We start from the raw sequence: 18,419 nt of genomic DNA, 5'->3' as shown, positions 1-18,419 counted from the left end.
GAGCAGCATCTAATAGACGCAACGCATGGCCCGCACGACGAAAGACGCCTCCAGCCCCGCCACCCCCGCAGCCGATGTGCTGGAGCTCTTTCACCCGGTCACGGCAGCGTGGTTCCGCGCCGTCTTTGAGGCGCCGACGCCGCCGCAGGTGGAGGGCTGGCCGGCCATTGCACGCGGCGACTCCACACTGATTCTGGCGCCGACCGGTACCGGTAAAACGTTGACCGCATTCCTCTGGTGTCTGGACCGGCTCATGCTGCAGACGCCTCCCGAAAAGCAAGGGCAGGGTGTGACGGTTCTGTATCTGTCGCCCCTGAAGGCGCTGGCGGTGGATGTCGAACGCAATCTGCGCTCACCGCTGGCAGGCATTGCCAACCAGGCGCGGCAGATGGAGACGGAGTTCTACGAGCCCGTTATCTCCGTGCGTACCGGCGATACCAGCCAATTGGAGCGGGCGCGCTTTCGCCGCCACCCCGGCGACATTCTGATCACGACTCCGGAGTCTCTTTACCTGCTGCTCACGAGTGAGGCGGGAGAGGCGCTGCGGTCCGTCGAGACCGTCATCATCGATGAGATCCATGCTCTCGTTCCCACCAAGCGTGGCGCGCACATGGCGATGTCGCTTGAGCGCTTGGAGGCTCTCTGCGGACGTCGGCTGCAGCGTATTGGCCTCAGTGCGACACAACGGCCGTTGGAGGAAGTGGCGCGGTTCCTGGGGGGAGCAGAGAGTCGCCCGCCGGTGGAAGAGGCGCAATCGCAGCCAGGCGGAGAAGAGCCCGATGAGGCCGCGGCCGGCATACGCTTCCGGCCGGTAACGATCGTCAACGCCGGAGCCCGCAAGCGCCTGGAGCTCCGCGTCGAGGTGCCGGTCGAAGATATGGCCCGTCTAGGCGAGGTGGAAGACCTTCCCAGCGGCCCTGCATCGCAGGGACCGAAGCGCACCAGCATCTGGCAGTCTATCCATCCGCGGCTGTTGGAGATCATCCGTCAGCACGAGTCCACCATTCTCTTCGTCAATGCACGGCGTATCGCCGAGCGCCTCGCGGGCGCGATCAATGATCTTGCAGGAGAGCAGATCGCGCGTGCCCATCACGGCAGTCTGGCTGCGTCACAACGTTCTGAGATTGAGGAGATGTTGAAGGAGGGCCGGCTGAAGGCTCTGGTCGCCACCTCATCGCTCGAGCTTGGCATCGATATGGGCGCCGTGGACCTTGTGATCCAGATCGAGGCTCCGCCCTCGGTCGCCAGCGGCCTGCAGCGCATCGGACGTGCCGGGCATACGGTGGGCGCTCCGTCATCGGGCGTAATCTTTCCCAAGTACAGGGCAGACCTGGTTGCATGTGCGGCAGTGACGCGTGCCATGCATGAAGGCCATGTGGAGGCAACGCGTTTCCTGCGTAATCCGCTGGACGTGCTGGCGCAGCAGATCGTTGCTGTTGTGTCGCAGCCGCCGATGGATGCCGAGACTGCCGAAGGGTGGCGTACGCGCCGCCGCGAGGAGTCGCCCGGCATTGGGTATGACGCGCTTTTCGATCTGGTGCGAGGATGTGCGAACTTTGCCGGGCTCTCGCGTACCAGCTTCGATGGCGTACTCGATATGCTGGCCGGCCGCTATCCTTCGGACGAATTCGCCGAGCTGCGTCCGCGCGTGACCTGGGACCGCACCGCCAACTGGTTGCTGCCGCGCGAGGGCGTAAAGCGCATCGCGATCCTCAATGCAGGCACCATTCCGGACCGCGGCCTCTATGGTGTCTTCCTCTCCGGTGAGCGGGCAAAACCGGTCCGCGTTGGTGAGCTGGATGAAGAGATGGTCTTCGAGTCGCGCACCGGCGACACGTTTGTGCTGGGAGCATCGACGTGGCGAATCGATGAGATTACGCATGACCGAGTGCTGGTTTCTCCAGCCCCGGGAGAGCCAGGCAAGATGCCCTTCTGGCACGGCGATGGAGCAGGGCGTCCGCTGGAGTTCGGCCGCAGGATCGGTCAGCTTGTTCGTGAACTCCGCGATATGCCACGGCCGGCTGCGGTGACAAAGCTGACGCGGGAGCATGATCTCGATCCCATGGCGGCGGAGAACGTACTGCGTTATCTCGCGGATCAGGAGATAGCGACACGTATTGTTCCGGACGATCGTAACCTCGTCATCGAACGCGTGCGGGATGAGCTGGGTGACTGGCGCGTCTGTGTGCTCACTCCATTCGGATCGCGCGTCCACGCGCCTTGGGCCATGGCGGCCACGGCGCGCGTGAAGGCGGCAAACGGCGGCGATGTGGAGACGATGTGGTCTGAGGATGGTTTTGTCCTGCGCTTTCCAGAGACTGATGAGCCTCCTGTCGTGGAGCAGCTTCTGCCGGAGCCGGACGAAGCAGTGCAACTGGTGATGCGTCAGCTCGGAGCAACAGCGTTGTTTGCGGCAAAGTTCCGCGAGGCTGCGGCGCGGGCGCTGCTGTTGCCTCGCCGTCGTGCCGACGGACGGGCTCCGCTGTGGCAGCAGAGGAAACGCGCTTACGACCTGCTGGCGGTGGCATCGCGCTATGCGGAGTTTCCCATGTTGCTGGAGGCATACCGCGAATGCCTGCGCGATGTCTTCGATCTGCCCGCGTTGCGGGAGATCCTCGCACTCATCGCACGCCGCGATCTGCGCGTGCATACGGTTGATTCGCGCACGCCTTCGCCCTTTGCCTCGGCGCTGCTCTTCAGCTATGTGGCGAACTACATCTACGACGGCGATGCTCCGCTGGCCGAGCGCCGTGCACAGGCGCTGTCGATCGACCAGGAACAGCTTCGTGAGCTGATGGGCGATGCCGATCTGCGCGAACTTCTGGACGCGGCGGCCATCGCAGAGACCGAAGAACAGCTTCAGCTCCGCGCCGAAGGATATCGTGCACGCAACGCAGACGGTGTGCATGATCTGCTGCTGCGGCTTGGTGATCTGCGGCCATCGGAACTGCTGGAGCGTGTGGTCTCGCCCGAGATCGCGCTGACGGTGGACCGGCTGAAGAAATCGCGGCGCGTGCTGGAGATCAGCATCGCCGGCGACAAGCGCCTCATCGCGGTGGAGGATGCTGCGCGGTATCGCGATGCGCTCGGTATCCCGCTACCGCCGGGACTTCCGGCGGCATTCTTAGAAAAGACGCAGGATGCGCTGACAGATCTGGTCCGCCGCTATGCCCGCACGCATGGACCCTTCACGACTGCGGAAGCTGCACGGCGGTTTGCTCTGCCGGCTCCCCAGGTCGAGGCGACACTGCAGCGTCTGGTGCAGGTGGGGCGCGTCGTAGAGGGCGGCTTCCGCCCTGAAGGATCGCATCGTGAGTGGTGCGATGTTGAGGTACTGCGCACCATCCGCCGCAAGTCTCTGGCGAAGCTGCGTAAAGAAGTTGAGCCGGTGGAACAACGCGTACTGGCGCGCTTCTTCACGAATTGGCAGGGAGTTGTCACACCGCGCCGCGGTCTCGATGCGGTGCTGGATGCGGTTGAGAATCTACAGGGCTCTCCTGTACCGGCATCACTGTTGGAGGGAGAGATTCTTCCCGCACGCATCGCGACATACAAGCCTGCCGATCTCGACACGCTGATCGCTGCGGGAGAGGTGATCTGGGTCGGACTGGAGCCGTTAGGGGAGCGTGATGGCCGTGTCGGCCTCTACCTCGCCGACAAGCTGCCGCTGTTGTGGACGCCGCGGCCCGTGCCGGAGCTAACGGGCAAAGAGCTGCAGGTCGTTGAATATCTGCAGCAGCGCGGAGCAACCTTCTTCGCGCAACTGCTGGAAGGGACCGGCGGAGGATATCCCGGCGATCTTCTCGATGCATTGTGGTCGCTGGTTTGGAAGGGACTGGTGACGAACGATTCACTGCACGCGCTGCGTGCCTACAGCGAACGGTCCACGACCTCGCGAGTGCCGGCGCGCCGCATCCATAACCAGCAGGCTGCTTCCGGTTTCCGATCGCGACGGACGACTCCGCCAACAGGGCAAGGGCGATGGGCGCTGAACGCGGTTGCCTTTGTCGATCCAGTGGAGCGAGCGACGCAGTGGTCGCATGCCATGGCGCAGCAGCTCCTGGCGCGATACGGCATCGTCTTCCGCGAGACAGCGCATGCGGAGAATCTGCCCGGAGGTTTCTCGGCGATCTATGACGTGTTGAAGGCGATGGAGGAATCGGGCAAAATTCGCCGTGGCTACTTCGCTGCAGATCTCGGCGCGGTGCAGTTCGCACTACCGGCCGGGTTGGATCTACTGCGTACCCTGCGCAACAAGGTGCAGCAGGAAGAGCCCGAGATGCTGCTCCTGGCCGCGACTGATCCGGCTAATCCCTACGGTTCCTTGCTGCGCTGGCCTGCGGCTCCCGATGCAGCCAGCACTCTGACACGTTCTGTCGGCGGGCGTGTCGTTCTTTGCGATGGAGCGTTGGCAGCCTATCTTCGCCGAGGTAATCCGAATGTGCAGGTCTTCCTCCCTGAAGAAGAACCGGCGCGCACACAGATGGCCCGATCTCTCGCGCAATTCTTCGCCGCCGTCGTCGGCCGTAAAGAAGAAGGCGATGAACATCGCTCGCGCGCAGGCATGCTGATCGCTACGGTCAATGGCGTGCCTGTGGCGGAGAGCTCGATAGCAAAAGCTTTGCTGGAAGCAGGTTTCGTTGCCGCGCCGATGGGTTTCAATCTCCGAAAGCAACTTGCTCCTGTCCAGCAATTCACCTGAGTACTGATCCGTATGCCTGAAGGCGATACCATCTTCCGCGCTGCACGAGCTCTGACTAAAGCGCTGACCGGTAAGACGGTCACACGCTTTGAAACCGCACTGGCTCCTTTGCAGCGTGTCCATGACGATGCATCCATCACCGGCCGAGTTGTCGAAAAGGTAGAGTCGCGCGGAAAGTGGCTGTTGATCTACCTCTCCGGTGATCTAATCCTGCTCACACACATGATGATGAGCGGCTCCTGGCACATCTATCGTCCAGGCGAGCGCTGGTGGCGGCCACGCAAAGACATGCGCCTCATTCTGGGTGTTGCCGGTTTCGAGGCGGTAGCGTTCAATGTCCCAATCGCTGAATTCCATACCTCCCAGTCGCTTGCACGCCATACGTCTGTGACCAAGCTCGGCCCGGATGTACTGGACGCAGACTTCACGCCGCAAACCGGCTTGGAGCGTCTCAAGGCACGAGCCGCCTCGCATCCTGAAGATGAGGTCGCTGTCGTCCTTCTGAATCAGCAGGTAATGGCAGGGCTCGGCAATGTCTACAAGTCAGAAGTGTGCTTTACCGCACAGGTACATCCCTTCCGCAAGATGAGCACGATGACCGAAGAAGAGATGCTGCATCTCGCCGACCACGCGCAACGCTACATGCAGGCCAACATCAAAGACGGTGCTGGAGGCGACATAGTGACCTTCACCGGCCCGCGCCGCACCACCCGCCGCATCGACCGCGAAGAACGCCTCTGGGTCTACGGCCGAGCAGGAGAACCCTGCCGCCGCTGCGGCACCACCATCCTCTCGCGCAAACAAGGAATTCAGGCGAGGTCGACGTATTGGTGCCCGGAATGCCAGAAAATTGAATGATGGAATGAGTGAATGATTGAATAAAATCTTCGCTTTCGGCAGAATCTCGTGAATGCCGAAATCCTATCGAGAGCTGCCCGTATGGCAGCGAGCTGTTGAGCTCGCAGAACTGACCTATCGTGTCACCAGGACTTACCCCAAAGAAGAGCTATACGGCCTGACTGCGCAGATGCGGCGGGCGAGCGTCTCAACTGCTTCCAATATTGCGGAAGGAAGCGCGCGAGGGCGGACCGATTTCCATCGTTACGTTGTGATGGCCCGGGGCTCCAATAACGAGCTGCAGACTCAACTTACGATTGCTCGGCTATTGGAATTTGGCGATCAGCAGCTGTCCAGCCAACTTGAGGAGCTGATCGAAGAGGTCGGCCGCCAACTCACAGGCTTTGCCGGCTATCTGAGGAACTCCAACTCGGGTTAAGTGGCCATTATTCAATCATTCAATTCCTTCAATCATCAAATCACCAGCCCTTCGGGCTGGTGATTCAATTATTCGATTATTCAATCAGTCCTCATTCCTATAGGATGTTTCCATCGGGCTACAGTTCTTGGTTTTCCTCGTCGGGGGATTCGTCCATCTGCGTGGGGACCAGCTTCATCTCCAAGGTCAGTCGCAACTAAAGGAGTGTTTTTCCCATGGGTATTACACGGCGCGATTTCCTTACGCGCGTAGGGCAGGCTGGCGGTTTCAGCGCTGCAGTTGTCACCATGCAAGCTCTCGGCCTGATGCCGATGAAAGAAGTTGAGGCTGAGCAAGTTAAGGCCACAACCGGTGCGGGTAAAGGTGTCAGCATCGTTGTCCTTGGCGGCGGCGTCGCCGGTTTGGTGACTGCCTACGAGGCTCGTAAACTCGGGTACAACGTTACCGTTCTGGAAGCCCGCCATCGTCCCGGCGGCCGTGCTTATTCGGCCCGCGGCGGCGACGTTCTTGAGTTCGTCGACGGCACCAAGCAGAACATCAACTGGGCTCCCGGCCTGTACTGGAATATGGGTCCCGCCCGCATCCCCTCGGTGCACGGCACCATCCTGCACTATGTGCGCGAGCTCAAGGTGCCGATGGAGGTCTGCGTCAACACCTCCCGCTCCACGCTGCTGCAGAACGACAAGGTCAACGGCGGCAAGCCCTACACCCAGCGCAAGGTCATCAATGACACCCGTGGTGAAGTGGCTGAACTGCTGACCAAGGCTTTGAACGGCGGGTCTCTCGACTCCGAGCTCACCAAGCAGGACCGCGAGCGCCTGGCCGACATCATGCACCTGTGGGGACCGCTGGACGGCAAGAACAAGTACACCGGCTCTGACCGCGCCGACGTCACCCAGTATCCTGGCGCCGGCCCGCAGGAGATGATCGTCAACCGCGAGCCCATCCCGATGCACGCGCTTCTGGACGGCAACTTCTGGAGCGCCGAGCTCTACGAAGAGCAGTGGGACTGGCAGGCGACCATGATGCAGCCGGTCAACGGCATGCAGCAGATCTCAAATGCCCTGGCCAAGTCGCTCGGCCCCATCGTGAACTTCAACTGTCCGGTCACCGAGATCACTAAGACCGGTAAGGGTGTGAAGGTTGTCTACGAGAAGGCCGGCGTGCAGCGCACCATCGAGGCCGACTACTGCGTCTGCGCCATGCCGCTGACGATCCTGAACAAGATCAAGGCGGACCTGTCGCCCGAGGTAAAGGCCACCGTCTCCCGCGCTGCCGACTCCTACCGTGGCTCCTACAAGGTGCCGTGGGAAGCCTCGACCCGCTTCTGGGAGAAGGACTTCAACATCTACGGCGGCCTCAGCTTCCTGGCCAAAGGACCGCAGCCGATCTGGTACCCCTCAAACAACCTCTTCTCCGATGGCCCCGGCATGATCTGCGCCGGCTACCAGGATGAGGCGATCGACGGCTTCAACAAACTGTCGATGGACGAGAAGTTTGAGTCGTCGCGTCAGTCCATCGAGAAGATGCACCCCGGCTACGGCAAGCTGGTTTCCAAGCCCGTCTTCTGCGGCTGGAAGCACGTGAAGTGGAATGAGGGTTCATGGATCGGCGCCATCACCAAGGCGGACTACGCCACCATCACGCAGAACGATGGCCCCATCTACTTCGCCGGTGACCACACCTCGCACGTGGTGGGCTGGCAGGAGGGCGCCGCCGGAAGCGGACGCCGCGCCATCCAGATGATCAGCGACCACGTGAAGGCGGCCCGCCTCGGCGGAAAGCACTCTGACACGGTAAGCGCCTAAGATAACCAGGGGCGGGCCATTCAGGCTCGCCCCGTTTTCCTTGTGAACGAATTTTCAGGAGACCTCGCATGAAGAAGACCATCCTCGCTCTCGCCCTGGCCGCCGCTGCCGCCACCACCGCTCACGCGCAGACCACAGTCAAGCATATCCAGGACGACAAGGGCTTCATCGCCACTGGCGTCTGGGCCGGCGACATCTATTACCTCTCCGGCCAGCTTCCTTCGCCCGTAACCCCGGCTGACCCGGCCAAGGGCACCCCGGCCGACTACGGCGACACCAAGACTCAGGCTGCGTCAGTGCTGGCCAAGATCGACGCGCAGCTGAAGGCCCAGGGCCTGACCATGGGTGATGTCGTGAAGGCGACCGTCTTCCTGGCTGCCGATCCCAAGACCGGCAAGTTAGAGTTCGCCGCAATGAACTCTGAGTTCGTAAAGTACTTCGGTACCAAGGATCAGCCGAACAAGCCGGCCCGCTCGGCCGTGCAGGTAGCGGCCCTGGTCGCTCCCGGCGCCGCCCTGGAGATCGAAGTCATCGCCGTAAAGAGCAAGAAGTAAATCCCGCCTCAGGCAGAAACGAAGGCCGGCTCTTAGAGCCGGCCTTCGTTTTGTTTGTCATTTCGTAGTGACCGAAGGGAGCGGAGAAATCTGCTTCTCTACCCGTTTTTCAGCCCTGGGTAAAGACAAAAAACAGATCCCTTCGGGATGACAAAAATGGGTCCGAGTAAAGTCTCGACCTCACCCACCCCTTACTCCTCCATCAAATCCGCCGAAGCATCCAGAATCTCAGCCCCCAAACCCGGCGCCAGCCGATGTGCCGCATCTTCCACCTGTTGCAGCAGGCCGAGCACGTAATCACGCGAAGCCGAGATCGCCACAACGCCAATGGTTGCGCGGTTCCACAGGCTGGCGTCATCCAGTTCTGCCACGCCGATATTGAAACCGTGGCGCAGCTTGTCTTTAAGCGAGCGCACGGCCTGGCGGCGGTCCTTCAGGGACTGCGCATGTTCGATGTGAAGCTCGATCGTCAGGCGACCAATGGGCATCTTAGAGAACGCGGCGTACCACGGAGCGGACCGTCTCTGTCACCACGCCGTACACAACGTGGGAGATCATCTCGCTGCTCTGCTCACGCACATCCTGATCTTCCGGTTCGGCTGCCAGACCCAGCTTCGGAAAGGCGCTTTCATGGGTCAGGGTGGCGAGGACGACACCAAACTGTGCTCCGTTACGCGCTGTGGCAGCGGGATAGAGTTCCGCGAGCATTCCATAGGCTCCGCCGGCCAGTGCGCCGAAACCCCAGTGGATCGTCTGTGCCGCAGTGGCTTTGGTGGAAGGGGAGAGGTGGTGACCCGCAAGCTTCTCCACCAGAAGCTCCGACGGCTCCAACTCGCCGTGCGTGTGCGGGGGATAGAACTTCTCGACGAGGCCCTTAGCAGCGGTAGCGACAAGGCCTGCGGCGACACCCGCCAGCAGGCCCTTCAGTAGATTCGGCTTTGCGTTCGACATGGCAATTCGTTGGATGCTCTATTCGTAGTCGTCGTCATCCTCCTCATCCTCCTCATCGTCGTCGTAGTCCTCGTACTCGGGCTCGTCGTCGCCGTCCTCATCGTACTCGTCCTCGTCGTCATCCTCATCCTCGGCGTCGTCGTCTTCTTCGTCCTCGTAATCGCCGTCCTCGTCGTCGTCCTCATCATCCTCGTCTTCGTCTTCGTCGTAATCCTCATCCTCATCGTCATCGTCGTCGGTCACGGGGGCGGCCTGCCACATCTCGGCGGCGTTGAGGGCCAGCAGGCCTTCGGGTACGAAGTCGTGGGTGGCGGGTTGCATCAGGAGGTTTTCGTTCAGTTCCATGATTCGTCCTTTTGGGATGGGGTTAGGTTGGGGGTCGTTTCTCGTGAATGCACGAATAGACGCTGAGAAAACAATACGGGATGTGACTCCCACACGAAAATTTTAAGCCGATAACCGAGCTAAGTGTTCCTTATCCGGTGGCGGCGTCAGGTAGCTTACAACGATCAGGCACAGGAGTGAAACCAGCAATGCAGGAAAAATTGCATCTCGTTCCGCAATGGCCTGTGGAAGCAGATGCTTCACCCAGACCGTATCCCACGAGACGGTCACTACCGTACCCGCTGCAATGGATGCGACAGCCGCGGCAGCGGTCGCACGCTGCCAGAAGAATGCCGCCAGAATCACCGGCGTCAACGCCGCTGAGTAAATGGTATAGGCATAGAGCGTTTTGGCCAGGACACTGGTAATGCCGACAGCCTGCCAGAGAGCCCACCCGCCCAGCAAAACCACTGTCAGCCGCGAGACAATCAATACTTTCTTATCAGACGCATCCGGAGAAAGATAGCGTACATAGATGTCGTTGATCAGGTTGGTGGCAGGCGAGAACAGGAAGCTGTTTGCCGTGGAGATTACCTTGGCAAAGATAGCGCCCATCATCACAGCCCCCAGCAGGCTGGGCAGCGAGTGCAGGGCTGTAAAGGCCAGAATTTCGCGCGGATAGGGCAGCGAGCCACTCTGCTTTGCCAGGACATTTCCCACGATCGCCAGCGCCACGATCACAGTCTCAAGGATGACGGTGCCGATGATCCAGCCCACCACGGCGACCCTGGCGTCTTTCTCGCTCTTGGCCGCGAAGAACTTCTGATACATCGACTGGTTGCCCAGCATCAGCAGGCAGGTCGGCAGAAAGATCTCCAGCGCCTGGATCAGGGAGAAGTCACCCAGGGGGGTGAAGTAGCTCGCCGGCAACGCCGCATGCACGGCGCCCCATCCTCCTGCCGTATGGACCAGCAGCGGGAAGGAGACCACCAGTGAGACGGTCGCAAGCAAGCCAATCACCAGATCGGTGTAAGCCACCGAAGACATCCCCGCAATCGCGGTGAAGAAGATCACGAAGGCGGCAATGATATACCGGCCCAGCATCGGCGAGATCGTGTCTGGGAAGATCAGCGCAAGAATGTCGCCGCCGCCGATGAACTGGTAGCTGGTAATGGCGGTAAAGGCAAACAGAATGGCGATCACTCCCAGCACGCGGGCTGTCTGGTTGTAGCGTGCCTCCAGAAGATCGGGAATGGTGAACTGCGCAAACTTCCGTGCTCGGGGAGCGATGAAGTAGATCAGGAACAGCCCTGCCCATCCGCCGCCACCCTGCCACAGGGCAACAAAGCCGTGCTTATAGGCATTCTCAGCGCCGCCAAGAAGTGAGCCTGAGCCGATCCACGAGGAGAGCAGGGTGAAGACCAGAACAAAGGCGGGAAGGGAGCGGCCTGCAACCAGGAAATCTGCCTTCGTCTTCACCTTGGAAAGCCGGGTGAAGGAGACGGTCAGCAGGGTCGCGACGATAGTGCCCAGAACGATGGCATACAGGTTCATAGCAAACGGTGTCACGACAGTGTAGCGGAAGCACTGTGGATCGAATGCCTTTTCTTACCCGCCGGTGGGTCTTTGGAAGGCCGCACCGTTTTCTCTGGCTGACAATAGGGCCACTTATGGCATCGTAAGGGAACAGATGCAGCACGGAGGCTGTGTGAACGGTAGAGTCCTGGGTGGTCGTGTGTTTGCCGCGGCAATGATCGCGGTTCTGGTAACAGCAGGTGGTTGTAAGCGAAAGCACGGTGTCGGCAAGACGCTCGAGACCTTCTCCCCGGATTACTCCAATCAGCTGCAGCAGTTGGACGCCACCGGCAATCTGCCCATGCTGCGCTGGCCCAACTACACCGACTACAAGAACTACGTACAGAACTTCTATGCCATGCGCGAATATCGCCTGGCGTGGACACGCGATAAGAAGCCGGTAAAGGCAACGACGGATGTCATCCATCTCTTCCAGACGATCGATCACAAGGGACTGAACCCGGAAGACTACGATGCCGATCGCTGGCAGCAGCGCCTGGCCGGCATGTCTTCCGCCTCGGACGATGAGCTGGCAAAGTTCGATATCGCGATGACGGTCTGCACCATGCGCCTGATCAGCGACCTCCACATTGGCCGCGTCAATCCTCAGCACTTCGACTTTGACGTCAACGCCCTCGGAAAGCGTTATGATCTGCCGACCTTCCTCGCGGAAAACGTCGTCGACTCCGAAGATGTCGCCTCGCAGATCGCCTTGGTCGAGCCCAACAGCGACCAGTACCGCGCGACCGAGGAGGCTCTCGGCAAATACATCGATATGGCGAAGGCAAATCCACAGTGGGATCCGCTGCCGGCCATCGCGAAGCCGATTCTGCCCGGTGGCGAGTATTCCGGCCTGCAGGCCATGTGGCAGCGGCTCACGATCCTCGGCGATGTCTCTGAGGGCGGAGCACCGCAGGGAAATGCCTACACGGCTGAGGTCGCGGATGTCGTGAAGCACTTCCAGCACCGCCATGGCCTGGAAGAGAATGGCAAACTGGGGCCACAGACCATTGCAGCGCTGAACATCTCTCCGGCAGCAAGGATTCACCAGTTCCAGGACACACTGGAACGGTGGCGCTGGCTTCCTGACGAGTTTCTTAAGGCGCCGCTGCAGGTGAACCTGCCGGAGTTTGTTCTGCGTGTGCATGACCCCGCAACCCACAAGCTCGACTTCAGCATGCGCGTCGTCGTGGGGCAGTTCATCGGTCAGCACCAGACGCCGGTCTTCACGCAGAAGATGAAATACATCGTCTTCCGTCCTTACTGGACGGTGACGACCAACATTGCGCGCAAGGAGATCGCTCCGCACGTCGCGAAAGATCCCGGATATCTGGGAAAGAAGAACTTTGAAGTGGTGAATGCGCAAGGCCAGCCGGTGACGAGTTATAACGCTGACTCCATCGCACAAGGCCGCGTGATCGTCCGCGAGAAGCCGGGCCCGAAGAACTCGCTCGGTCTGGTGAAGTTCATGTTCCCCAACCAGTACGACATCTACATGCACTCCACGCCTGCGACGCAGCTTTTCGCCAACTCCAAGCGCGACTTCTCACATGGCTGTATCCGCCTGCAGGAACCGGAGAAGCTTGCTGACTGGGTTCTGAAGGATCAGCCGGAGTGGACGGAAGAGAAGATCCACGACGCGATGAACAATGGTCCGGACAACAAGACGGTTGTGCTGAAGCAGCCGCTTCCGGTGGTGATCTTCTATGCCACGGCGCTGGTCGCGGAAGATGGAGACATCCACTTCTACGACGATGTCTACCAGTACGACAAACAGCTCGAAGATGTCCTGCGCAAGGGCTATCCCTATCCCTGGTTCAAAGAAGAGGTAAAGCCCAAGACCGCACCAGGAGAGACCGTTTAAAGCGCTGAAGGGCGAAGGACCCGCTTTGTTCTCCACTCTTTCGCGAAGCGAAAAGTGGTATCGAGTGAAGCTCGATCCGGTGGGAGCCGTGGGCTTTCAGCCCACGGTTTACAGGCTCAAAATAAAGTTGGGCTTTAGCCCTGGGCCTTTCAGGAGAGACAGATAAGGCCCAGGCTAAAGCCCATTGTGTTGTACTACTCAAATCAGCCGGCTGAAGCCCGCTGCTCCCACCTGCTCAAACTCGTCAATCGTTATGCGCCGTACCGTACGTCCACTGCCGCACCGGTCCCACATCCACATGCACAAACTGTGACACCGGATAATACCCAACACCCCCGGCATGCAGGCTCAGCGCCGCCTGACGCAGTCTCGCGGTGGTGATGCCCGGAACCCGGATATCGATCGCCTTGGCCAGCACATGCTGCGAGTTCTTTGCCACGCCCGTATTCGCGTTGCGGCCGCGCAGGAAGTTATTGCTCCACGGCGTGCGATAGCCGCAGACGATATCGATCACGTTGTTGGGCCGTCCGAGCCGGGCAAGCAGCGTGTGCAGCACGTCAAACTCTTTCGGGTCGTAGTGGGCAATATCGCCCGTGCGATGGTCCCGCAGAAAACCGTTCAGCTTCGCGATGCCCGAGGGGACATACTCGTTGCCGATCTTGTAAACCACATCGATGTCCTCGCCGGTATGCAGATGATGCAGACGCAGACGGTACTGCTCGAGAGGGCGGCTGGGAACCGGATTTATGCCGGTGGGGAGGTCGTTGGCGTGTGCCGCTGTGCGGGAGCCAAAGAGCATCAGGAGGAGGGCGCTAAATACAGCGCCGCAAGCCAGACGGCGAAATTGCATGAAAAAAGTCTCCGAATGAAGAATGGCGATTCGCAAATCGCAATCGGGATTTGGGCTTGCTCTTCCCCTAAGTATACGTGGCCGGTGTCAGCTTTGCTGCGACCTCCTCGGCCCGGATGCATGTGATCAAAACCATTTTGGATCGGCTGGTCTGGCCGCTCTTCAACTCTATCCGGTTCAGAGAAACTCCCAGTATTTCAGCAAGATAGCGCAATAGGGCTTCGTTGGCTTTGCCGTCCACGGGAGGTGCCGTCAATGCGATTTTGAGGGCTCCATCGTGCTCGCCGGTAATGGCGTTGCGCCGGGCTCCGGGATGGAGCCGGACCGGAAGCAGGCAATCCTCGCCGCTCTGCTGCAGTCGCAGGCTCACGGCTGCGAGTACTCCCGCTCACCGAAGATGGCTGTTCCCACCCGAACGCAGGTGGAGCCCTCTTCAATCGCTACGGTGTAGTCATGCGACATCCCCATGGAGAGATGAGTGAGGGTAGCGATCCTGGTTTGTGCCTGGTCGCGTAGCTCACGCAGACGGCGGAAGTAGGGACGTGCCTCCTCGCCCTGGGCATCCAACGGCGGCACTGTCATAAGGCCGACCGGAATCACATGGCTCAGCGCAGGCAGCGCCTCCAGCAGGGCAGGAAGTTCCTGCGGAGCCATGCCGTGCTTTGAGTCTTCGTGCGAGAGCTTGATCTCTATCAGTATCGGAAGCCTGCGGCCAAGAGCCTGTGCGGCTGTGTCGAGCCGTTGTGCGATGCGTAACGAATCGACAGCTTCAATCGTATGAAACAGTCCTGCGGCCTTATTGGTCTTGTTGGACTGCAGCGGGCCGATGAGGTGCATCTCCAGGCCTGGCAGCGAGAGCTGCGCGGATTTTGCCTCCCACTCCTGCACGCGGTTCTCGCCGAAGAGTCTCTGTCCCGCGGCATATGCCTCTTCGATCGCCGATGCGGGATGCGTTTTGGAGACGGCCATCAGGGCGACATCGGCTTCGCTTCTGCCTGCCTTGGCGCAGGCTGCGGCGATCTGTTCGCGGACGCGCTCCAGGTTTTCTACGATGGACATATCTCTAGTTTTGCATCTGAGGAACGTATGTGGACGATTCTGCTTCTTATTGGTTCGAACATCTTTATGACTATCGCCTGGTATGGCCACCTGAAGCATCGCGACGCCGCGCTGTGGAAGGTGATTCTCATAAGCTGGGCAATTGCTTTTTTTGAATATTGCCTGCAGGTTCCGGCTAACCGCATCGGCGCCGGCAAGTTCTCTCCCGAACAGCTCAAGGTGCTGCAGGAGGTCATCACCATGTCGGTCTTCGGCGTCTTCGCCGTGCTGTATTTCGGCGAGAGGCTGCGCTGGAACTACTTCGCCGCCTTTGGATGTCTGGTAGGCGCCGCCTTTTTCATGTTCCACCGCTTCTAAGTTGGGCAGCACAAATGGTGCAATACGCGTCTTATGAGGTCGCACGGAGGTGGAAGATGACCTACATGACACGCGCTGCGGTACTGGGGTGTGCCCTGAGCCTGGGCCTGGCCGGCTTGGCTCAAGAGACCAGCCAGCAAACCCGCCAGGAAGCCAATAAACAGGAGCAGAAGCAGCTGAAGAAGGAAGCCAAGGCCGAGAAGGCCCAGGCAAAGGCTGATAAGGCCAAGCGGAAGCAGCTGGATTCCAGCGAACAGAAGAAAGCCGACAAGGCCCAGGACAAGGCCGATAAGAAGGCCACGGAAGCAGGAATGCCACCGAAGTAGTTCCTGGTTGCTGGATAAAAACGAAGGCGGATCGAGCTTAGCTCGATCCGCCTTTTTATCGAACGATATTGTCCCACCCGGGGTGCCCCGCCCTCGCAACGCTAGGGCGGGTAAGGAAGCCCCGGAATTCAAAACTCATCTAATCTGACTGCAATCGCTCCCGAGCCGTATTCAACCGTCCTATCGCAGGCACATGCTGTCCAGCACTGGCCAGACCGAAGCGTGGCATATCCGAATAAATGGCTTCATACTGTCCGGCCTTCACCAGGTAGGTCTCATGAAAGACACCCACAGCTCCGCTCTTCACCACGCGGCGGTTGAATTCGGCCCATGCCGGCAGGTGTTCATGATCGCGGGCATGGGCATAGGCATGAAGCTGGTCGAAGGTGCGCCAGTACTGTACCGTCATCAGCATGCGCCAGCCGAGGAAGATTTCGTGCCGAAGAAAGCCGAGCTCCGGCTGGCGATAGAGCTCCTTCAGCATGCGCGGCATCGTCTGCGTGACCGGCATCCATTTGTGCACAGCCCATAGCGAGTTGATGCGCATGCCGATCAGGAAGACGACGAAATCGCCTTCGATCTGTGCGGTGTAGCGTCCAGTTTGTACCGCCATAGCTACTCTGCCCTCCACTGAAGTACAACTCCGAATCCATCCGGATCACGCATGCTTAGCTGCCGCATCCCATACCAGGCCGTCTGCGGAGGCTCACAGGAGACACCCTTTGCTTTTAGCTCTTCATAGGCGCCGTCCACGTCCGGACAGGCGAGATAAAGCGTGGTGTCCTGGTGAGCCGCGACGCGCATGAGATTTTCCAGGTCGGGACGCTGGCCTTCGTCGTAAGCGGTGTTCAGCATCAGTTCCGCATCATCGCGCCTGAGCCATGCCCAATGAAAGAGCTCTACGCCGTCTTCGACCGCGTAGGTCGCGGAACGCTGATGGATCTCAAAACCGAGGTTGTCACAGTAGAACCGCACCGACCGCGGCATATCGAAGACTCCCAGAAGCGGACAAAGGCCGCGAATCTCCATGAAGGGACCTCCGTAGAGCATTTTCCCTGCAGGTGTAGAGTAAGGGCATCCGAATCTATGGGCGTTTTCCGCAATGAAAACGCCGCTGCACTCCTCTTCCGGGATACCCAGCAACAGGGAAAATGCTCTAAAGGTGCCGACAGGATATCGCGGCCTGGGGGCGGGCCATCCAGTTTCTGTCGGCAGCGTTGCGAGCGCAAATTTGTTCATACGAGGCGGAGGTCGAAGGCTGTGGCGGGTCCACAGTCGAGGCCGACAACGAAGTATGGGCGAATTTGCGCCGCAACCCGAAGGGCCGGGGCAGATTTTCTTCACCCCAGCCAGCAAAGCTGACTGGGGACCCCGATTTCCTGATCTCGTTGTCGCTCGTCGTTCCAGTAGACCAGCTACAGTTCTCTCCTCGCTCCTAGAGCTCAGGAAAATCTGCTCCCGGCGCTGACTGACAGCAATTGGATGGCCCGCCCCAACGTCCTACGATTACCTTCCGTGCTCTTCGAGGAACTTCTCAACTTCCAGCGCGGCCATGCAGCCGGTGCCGGCAGCCGTGATGGCCTGGCGGTAGCGGCGGTCCTGCACGTCGCCGGAGGCGAAGACGCCGGGAACAATCTGCCCATTTAGTGTGCAGAAGACGTTGTTCACGGTCTTGATGTAACCGTCATCGTCCAGATCGATCTGGTGGCGAAACGCCTTCGCATTCGGCTCATGACCGATGCCAAGGAACAGGCCCGACAGGGGCAGATTCTCCGCGACGTTGGTCTTGATGTTCCGTAGCTTCAGGCCTTTGACGTCCTTCTCTTCCACGCCCAGAACTTCGTCCACCACCGTGCTGGTTCGGAAGACGATGTTCGGGTGAGCCATCGCGCGCTCCAGCATGATCTTGCTGGCGCGGAAGTTCTCGCTGCGGTTGATCAGCGTCACCTTGGTGGCGAAGCGGGTAAGGAAGAGCGCCTCTTCCATGGCCGAGTCGCCGCCGCCCACCACTGCGATCTCTTTGCCGGAGAAGAAGAAGCCGTCGCAGGTAGCGCAGCTTGAGACGCCATGACCGATCAGAGCCTGTTCGCTGGGAATCCCCAGCCACCGGGCCGAAGCGCCGGAGGCGATGATCAGCGTGCGGGTGTGGATGGTCTCCTTACCCAGGTTCAGCTCGAAGGGTCGCTTGGAGAGATCCACCGAGACCAGGTGAGCCATCTTGAGCTCCGCGCCAAAGCGCGTCGCCTGCTGTTTCATGTTCTCGATCAGCTCAGGTCCCTGTACGCCCTGGGGCCAGCCGGGGAAGTTCTCGACCAGCGTGGTGATGGAAAGCTGTCCGCCGGGCTCATGACCCTCCAGAACGAGGGGCTTCAGGTTGGCACGGGCGGTATAGATGGCAGCCGTCAGGCCGGAGCAGCCGGAACCGAGGATGACTGTGTCGCGGGTTGTATGGTCGGACATGGCTAAGGTTTGATTGTAAACGGCGTCCGGAAGATTCAAACCGTCCCCTCCCTCTGCGGCAGTCTGGTTTCGGAGCGACAATAGACCCATGGCGAATCTTGTACTTGTCTATGGAATGCGACTTCTGCCCGCCGATGAGATCTCCTCCGTCGGCGAAGCCCCCATCGAGCTGAAGAACGGCAATTCGGCCCGGGTGACGATGCATCTGCTGGAGGGTTCCCGGGAACAGATTGAAGCCCAGTTGAAGCAGAGCCTGGATGCTTTCTTCGACTTCTATCCCGAGATTTAATTGCACCTTCTGCCCCTACTTTTG

19 protein-coding genes are annotated in these 18,419 nt (G+C 59.9%); 9 read left to right on the top strand and 10 right to left on the bottom strand.

Annotation, left to right across the window (positions count from 1 at the left end):
* The first annotated feature begins 25 nt into the window (after positions 1–25).
* The 5 genes from FTW19_RS20715 (at position 26) to FTW19_RS20695 (ending at position 8,340) form a co-directional block, all read left to right on the top strand.
* Positions 26–4,702, top strand: coding sequence for a DEAD/DEAH box helicase (locus FTW19_RS20715; protein WP_147649453.1), 4,677 nt, complete (start codon positions 26–28; stop codon positions 4,700–4,702).
* Positions 4,703–4,714: 12 nt separating this feature from the next.
* Entirely contained in the window at positions 4,715–5,560 is an 846-nt protein-coding gene (locus FTW19_RS20710) for an Fpg/Nei family DNA glycosylase (protein WP_147649452.1), read from the top strand.
* Positions 5,561–5,612: 52 nt separating this feature from the next.
* Complete coding sequence (locus FTW19_RS20705; RefSeq protein WP_147649451.1) at positions 5,613–5,978, top strand: four helix bundle protein; 366 nt, start codon at positions 5,613–5,615, stop codon at positions 5,976–5,978.
* 215 nt (positions 5,979–6,193) lie between these two features.
* On the top strand, positions 6,194–7,786 hold the full coding sequence (locus tag FTW19_RS20700; RefSeq protein ID WP_147649450.1) for a flavin monoamine oxidase family protein: 1,593 nt from the start codon (positions 6,194–6,196) through the stop codon (positions 7,784–7,786).
* A 68-nt stretch (positions 7,787–7,854) separates the two neighbouring features.
* Complete coding sequence (locus FTW19_RS20695; protein ID WP_147649449.1) at positions 7,855–8,340, top strand: Rid family hydrolase; 486 nt, start codon at positions 7,855–7,857, stop codon at positions 8,338–8,340.
* A 191-nt stretch (positions 8,341–8,531) separates the two neighbouring features.
* Here FTW19_RS20695 and FTW19_RS20690 read toward each other — a convergent pair whose 3' ends face one another.
* From FTW19_RS20690 to FTW19_RS20680, 4 genes are all read right to left on the bottom strand, one after another.
* Positions 8,532–8,828 (bottom strand): DUF503 domain-containing protein, encoded by a 297-nt coding sequence (locus tag FTW19_RS20690; RefSeq protein ID WP_147649448.1) that lies wholly within the window; start codon positions 8,826–8,828, stop codon positions 8,532–8,534.
* A gap of 1 nt (position 8,829) precedes the next feature.
* Positions 8,830–9,291 (bottom strand): DUF1440 domain-containing protein, encoded by a 462-nt coding sequence (locus tag FTW19_RS20685; RefSeq protein WP_147649447.1) that lies wholly within the window; start codon positions 9,289–9,291, stop codon positions 8,830–8,832.
* 18 nt (positions 9,292–9,309) lie between these two features.
* On the bottom strand, positions 9,310–9,636 hold the full coding sequence (locus tag FTW19_RS25915) for a hypothetical protein (RefSeq protein WP_187143083.1): 327 nt from the start codon (positions 9,634–9,636) through the stop codon (positions 9,310–9,312).
* 102 nt (positions 9,637–9,738) lie between these two features.
* Complete coding sequence (locus FTW19_RS20680; RefSeq protein ID WP_147650773.1) at positions 9,739–11,169, bottom strand: sodium:solute symporter family protein; 1,431 nt, start codon at positions 11,167–11,169, stop codon at positions 9,739–9,741.
* Between the two features lie 154 nt (positions 11,170–11,323).
* Here FTW19_RS20680 and FTW19_RS20675 point away from each other — a divergent pair, with 154 nt between their 5' ends.
* Positions 11,324–13,054 carry a L,D-transpeptidase family protein gene (locus FTW19_RS20675; RefSeq protein WP_187143082.1) on the top strand — a complete coding sequence of 577 codons (1,731 nt, stop codon included), beginning with the start codon at positions 11,324–11,326 and terminating at the stop codon, positions 13,052–13,054.
* 244 nt (positions 13,055–13,298) lie between these two features.
* On the opposite strand, the gene FTW19_RS20670 is transcribed toward FTW19_RS20675, so the two are convergent.
* The 3 genes from FTW19_RS20670 to FTW19_RS20660 form a co-directional block, all read right to left on the bottom strand.
* On the bottom strand, positions 13,299–13,904 hold the full coding sequence (locus FTW19_RS20670) for a DUF882 domain-containing protein (RefSeq protein ID WP_147649445.1): 606 nt from the start codon (positions 13,902–13,904) through the stop codon (positions 13,299–13,301).
* Between the two features lie 67 nt (positions 13,905–13,971).
* On the bottom strand, positions 13,972–14,274 hold the full coding sequence (locus FTW19_RS20665) for a DUF167 domain-containing protein (RefSeq protein ID WP_222705483.1): 303 nt from the start codon (positions 14,272–14,274) through the stop codon (positions 13,972–13,974).
* The gene (locus FTW19_RS20660; protein ID WP_147649444.1) at positions 14,271–14,963 is read right to left on the bottom strand and encodes a YggS family pyridoxal phosphate-dependent enzyme; all 693 of its coding nucleotides are present in this window, start codon (positions 14,961–14,963) and stop codon (positions 14,271–14,273) included. The genes FTW19_RS20665 and FTW19_RS20660 overlap by 4 nt, the downstream gene beginning before the upstream one ends.
* Positions 14,964–14,990: 27 nt before the next feature.
* Between FTW19_RS20660 and FTW19_RS20655 the strand changes: the two genes are divergently transcribed.
* A complete protein-coding gene (locus FTW19_RS20655) occupies positions 14,991–15,320 on the top strand; it encodes a DMT family protein (RefSeq protein ID WP_147649443.1) in 330 nt (109 codons plus the stop codon).
* Between the two features lie 56 nt (positions 15,321–15,376).
* Positions 15,377–15,646 (top strand): hypothetical protein, encoded by a 270-nt coding sequence (locus FTW19_RS20650; protein ID WP_147649442.1) that lies wholly within the window; start codon positions 15,377–15,379, stop codon positions 15,644–15,646.
* Between the two features lie 139 nt (positions 15,647–15,785).
* On the opposite strand, the gene FTW19_RS20645 is transcribed toward FTW19_RS20650, so the two are convergent.
* The 3 genes from FTW19_RS20645 to trxB all read right to left on the bottom strand — a co-directional run bounded on the left by FTW19_RS20645 (position 15,786) and on the right by trxB (position 18,106).
* Positions 15,786–16,259, bottom strand: coding sequence for a DUF4188 domain-containing protein (locus tag FTW19_RS20645; protein WP_147649441.1), 474 nt, complete (start codon positions 16,257–16,259; stop codon positions 15,786–15,788).
* A 2-nt stretch (positions 16,260–16,261) separates the two neighbouring features.
* The gene (locus FTW19_RS20640; RefSeq protein ID WP_147649440.1) at positions 16,262–16,675 is read right to left on the bottom strand and encodes a VOC family protein; all 414 of its coding nucleotides are present in this window, start codon (positions 16,673–16,675) and stop codon (positions 16,262–16,264) included.
* A 477-nt stretch (positions 16,676–17,152) separates the two neighbouring features.
* Positions 17,153–18,106 carry a thioredoxin-disulfide reductase gene (gene trxB / locus FTW19_RS20635; protein ID WP_147649439.1) on the bottom strand — a complete coding sequence of 318 codons (954 nt, stop codon included), beginning with the start codon at positions 18,104–18,106 and terminating at the stop codon, positions 17,153–17,155.
* Between the two features lie 88 nt (positions 18,107–18,194).
* Here trxB and FTW19_RS20630 point away from each other — a divergent pair, with 88 nt between their 5' ends.
* Positions 18,195–18,395: an allantoinase gene (locus FTW19_RS20630; protein WP_147649438.1), complete on the top strand. Its 201-nt coding sequence runs from the start codon at positions 18,195–18,197 to the stop codon at positions 18,393–18,395.
* Positions 18,396–18,419: the final 24 nt, after the last annotated feature.

The organism is Terriglobus albidus, assembly GCF_008000815.1.
In the GTDB taxonomy this organism is placed as follows: Bacteria; Acidobacteriota; Terriglobia; order Terriglobales; family Acidobacteriaceae; genus Terriglobus; species Terriglobus albidus_A.
The sequence above is the reverse complement of the archived record's forward strand: the minus strand, read 5'-3'. Positions and strand labels throughout refer to the sequence as shown.